The organism is Terriglobia bacterium, assembly GCA_036496425.1.
In the GTDB taxonomy this organism is placed as follows: Bacteria; Acidobacteriota; Terriglobia; order 20CM-2-55-15; family 20CM-2-55-15; genus 20CM-2-55-15.
On the sequence record DASXLG010000272.1, the window covers coordinates 1 to 3,764 of the forward strand.

General features: G+C 56.6%; 4 protein-coding genes. 2 read left to right on the forward strand and 2 right to left on the reverse strand.

Annotated elements, in window-relative coordinates; translation table 11 throughout:
- On the reverse strand, positions 1-261 hold a 261-nt coding region (locus VGK48_19830), incomplete at its 3' end, for a 4Fe-4S dicluster domain-containing protein (protein ID HEY2383431.1).
- Between VGK48_19830 and VGK48_19835 the strand changes: the two genes are divergently transcribed.
- Positions 255-1,331, forward strand: coding sequence for a beta-ketoacyl-ACP synthase III (locus VGK48_19835; GenBank protein ID HEY2383432.1), 1,077 nt, complete (start codon positions 255-257; stop codon positions 1,329-1,331). The genes VGK48_19830 and VGK48_19835 overlap by 7 nt on opposite strands.
- A gap of 13 nt (positions 1,332-1,344) precedes the next feature.
- Here the strand turns inward: VGK48_19835 and VGK48_19840 are convergent, their stop codons facing one another.
- On the reverse strand, positions 1,345-1,764 hold the full coding sequence (locus VGK48_19840; protein HEY2383433.1) for an NUDIX domain-containing protein: 420 nt from the start codon (positions 1,762-1,764) through the stop codon (positions 1,345-1,347).
- 311 nt (positions 1,765-2,075) lie between these two features.
- Here VGK48_19840 and VGK48_19845 point away from each other — a divergent pair, with 311 nt between their 5' ends.
- Positions 2,076-3,611 carry a YifB family Mg chelatase-like AAA ATPase gene (locus VGK48_19845; GenBank protein ID HEY2383434.1) on the forward strand — a complete coding sequence of 512 codons (1,536 nt, stop codon included), beginning with the start codon at positions 2,076-2,078 and terminating at the stop codon, positions 3,609-3,611.
- Positions 3,612-3,764 lie beyond the last annotated feature (153 nt).

The following is a 3,764-nucleotide window of genomic DNA, read 5'->3' on the forward strand; positions in this document are numbered from 1 at the left end:
GTTGACACAGATTTTGCAGCCGATGCATTCATCGAATCGAACTTGAACGTTCGGGATGACGACATTCACGCCGTCCGATGTATCGCGCGGCGTGTGTTCGATACAGTCCACCGGGCAAAAGCTGACGCACGCCTCGCAGCCGGTGCAGTTGTCGGGAATGACGACGGCGATCTCCTTGGGCTTCTTTTTCTTGCGGGTGATTTTCCCCGGAGCCTCGGGAATGATCAAGGTTGGATTAGCTTTCTTAGGATCGTATGCCATGCAAGTTTATTGTAGCGCGAAACCATTTAAACTGTGCTAAGTTCGCCGGTTCGAAGGAAGGAAAGGAAAGATTATTGAGCATCTGCCGCGCAAAAATAACCGCTGTTGGCCATTACCTGCCGGAGCGCCGAGTCAGCAACAAAGAACTCGAAAAAATAGTGGATACGTCGGACGAATGGATCTTCGAACGGACGGGAATTCATGAACGCCGCGTCGTAGCCAAAGGCCAGGCGACCAGTGATCTCGCGGCTGCGGCCGCCCGCCGTTTACTGGAAACCCGTGGCATCGCTGCCTCGGAATTGGATCTGATCATCGTCGCTACGGTCACGCCCGATATGTTCTTTCCGTCGAGCGCCTGCCTCGTCCAGAACAAGATCGGCGCCAAGCGGGCATGGGCTTTCGATTTATCAGGCGCCTGTTCGGGCTTTCTATACGCCTTGGCGACCGGTGCGCAGTTTATCGGCTCCGGCGTACACAAAAAGGTATTGGTGATCGGCGCCGACGTCATGACGTCGATCATCGATTTTAAGGATCGCGCAACCTGTGTTCTGTTCGGAGATGGCGCCGGAGCGGTGCTACTGGAGCCCGCCGCGGAGGGCGAAACCGGCATCATCGACTTTATGTTGCGCAGCGATGGTTCCGGAGGCCAGTTCCTCTATATGCCGGGCGGCGGCAGCCTCAATCCATCCAGCTCGGAAACCGTTGAGAAAAGAATGCACTACGTCCATCAGGACGGCCGTAACGTATTCAAATTTGCCGTCCGCGGCATGGCCGAGATCTCACACGAGATCCTCTCCAAGCATGGCTTAAGTGCAACAGATCTAAAACTCTACATTCCCCACCAGGCGAACCTCCGAATCATCAACGCCGCAGTTGAAAAAATGGGCCTGGCCCCGTCCCAGGTCGCCATCAACATCGACCGGTATGCCAATACCACGGCAGGTACAATCCCTATCTGTCTCTCAGAAGCTGTTGAATCCAAAAAGGTTGCCAGGGGAGATCTGCTTCTTTTGGCAAGTTTCGGGGCAGGTTTTACCTGGGGCAGCCTGCTCCTCCGTTGGGAAAATTAAGAAATATTTACGCTTAGGTGACGCGGCCTTTGTTTTGTATGGCCAGCGCACAACACAGCGATCCTTTCGCTACGCCCGGCTGCAATAAATCCAGTCCGGCCCACTGCCACTGCGAGCGGGAAGGAGTACCGTCCATCGTGGCCTCCCAGAGTTCCATATTCAGCCTATAGCTGGGTCGCACCTGGAACCCCGACTCGAGCCGGCGCACAGGATGGAGAATCACGCCAAGCTTGTCCCGCCCGACGCGTCGAATGACATCTTCAATGGTTTCTGATCCACGGCATGTGCCGGCCGGCAAACCCCAGATTCCGGGTAGCTCATCGTCATCGTCCGGACGGCGAACAGCAAGAATACGATCCTCCTGAAGCACCAGGACCGCTACGGCGTGCTTGGCGGGAAGAGGCGTCTCCATAAAACCTAATTCAAATTGCATGATCCAATGGTCTTAACTACCGCCAAAGCTCCGAAGCCAGTCTCCGTATTGCCATACGTCCCGGAGCACATCGCGAAAGGGAGGCCGGTGCTTGCCGTAGGCCGTCCGAAGCCTCCAACGGAGATATTGCCGCGGCGGCACCGGAAGAAAAGGCCAGGCACGGTACCAGTCTCGAGGAATGAGGCGCAGGTAAAAGCGAAAAAGCGCCAGGGCAATGCCGAGATGTCTCATTTGAAAACTTTCGTGTTGCACTGCGCGAGTCCCGTCACTAGAGTAAGTCCTGCCCCGCCCCATATCCCACCACAATCCAGATGCTTTTCAAAACACGGAGTGCTGCTGTATACGGAATCGAAGCGTACCTTGTCGACGTTGAAGTCAATCTAAGTACCGGGGGAAACGGCAATGTCGTCATTGTCGGCCTTCCGGATACGGCGGTTCGGGAATCCCGAAATCGCATCATACCTGCGATCCGCAATAGCGGATACGGAGCGCCCTACCAGCGCATCGTCATTAATCTCGGACCCGCCGACGTGAAGAAGGAGGGCTCGGCTTTCGATCTCCCGATGGCCGTCGGCATTCTGGGTGGATACGGATTGCTGGCCAAACAGGATGTCTCCGATTATCTGATGGTCGGGGAACTGTCCCTGGACGGCAAACTCCGTCCGGTGAAGGGCGTTCTATCGATTGCAATGCTTGCCCGCGACCGCAAGATTCCGCACTTGCTGGTTCCTCTCGGCAATGCGCGCGAAGCGGCTGTTGTCGAAGGCGTCGCGGTGTATCCCGTTCGCACCTTGACGGAGGTGGTGGACTTCATCAACGGCACCCGCACGATCGATCCGGTGCGCCCCGAACACTGTGTCGAAACACCGGAGACGCACCGCCGCCTGGAAGATTTTCGCGACGTGCGCGGCCAATATCACACGAAACGCGCGATCGAGGTTGCAATGGCAGGAGGCCACAACATGCTTCTGGTGGGACCTCCGGGAGCGGGAAAGACAATGCTCGCGAAGCGAATCCCGACGATCCTGCCACCCATGAGCTTCGAGGAGAGCCTGGAGACAACGCGAATCCACTCCGTATCGGGTCTGCTGCCGTCCGAGAGCGGGATGATCATGACACGGCCATTCCGCTCGCCCCACCACACGATTTCAGACGCCGGTCTGGTCGGTGGCGGATCCATTCCAAGGCCGGGCGAAGTGAGCATGGCACACCACGGAATTCTGTTTCTGGACGAATTGCCGGAGTTCCCCCGAAACGTTCTCGAGGTTCTCCGGCAGCCGCTGGAAGAGCGGCGCGTGACGATCGCCCGGGCGCAAATGACGCTGACTTTTCCAGCATCATTCGTGCTCATCGCGGCAATGAATCCCTGTCCATGCGGCTTCGCAAACGATTTCCGGCGCGAATGCTTCTGCACCCCGCCTCAAATCCAACGCTATATGTCGAAGATCTCGGGTCCTTTGATGGACCGCATCGATATCCAGGTCGATGTTCCGGCTGTTCCCTACAAAGACCTCGCGGGCGGCCGAGCGGCGGAATCGTCTGAGATGATCCGGCACCGCGTCATCGCGGCGCGCAATTCCCAACTCCGCCGGTTCTTCGATGAACATATCTACTGCAATGCGCAGATGGGTCCGCGGCACATCCGGAAGTATTGCGTGCTGAGCGCGGAATGCGAACGCATCATGGAAAATGCGGTAACCAAACTCGGTTTTTCGGCTCGCGGTTACGACAGAATTCTCAAAGTCGCCCGTACCGTGGCCGATCTCGCGGGAGCGGAGGATCTCGAATCGAAACATTTATCGGAAGCGGTGCAATACCGAACGCTCGATCGAAATTTGTGGTTATAGCGATGAAGCAGGGAACGGACACGCTGGTCCTGAAGATTCGTCGTTGACTCGAAGGCGCCCGTCACACCAGACTGAATCTGGAAAGAGGAGAAGAAAAATATCAATGTCAAAACATGAAGACGCCGATCTCATTCTGAAACTTTATGACCTGCG

Bases quoted from the DNA above. Each gene is read 5' to 3' on its own strand.
- VGK48_19840 (HEY2383433.1), bottom strand. From the start codon at position 1,764: ATGCAATTTGAATTAGGTTTTATGGAGACGCCTCTTCCCGCCAAGCAC.
- VGK48_19835 (HEY2383432.1), top strand. From the start codon at position 255: ATGCCATGCAAGTTTATTGTAGCGCGAAACCATTTAAACTGTGCTAAG.
- VGK48_19845 (HEY2383434.1), top strand. From the start codon at position 2,076: ATGCTTTTCAAAACACGGAGTGCTGCTGTATACGGAATCGAAGCGTAC.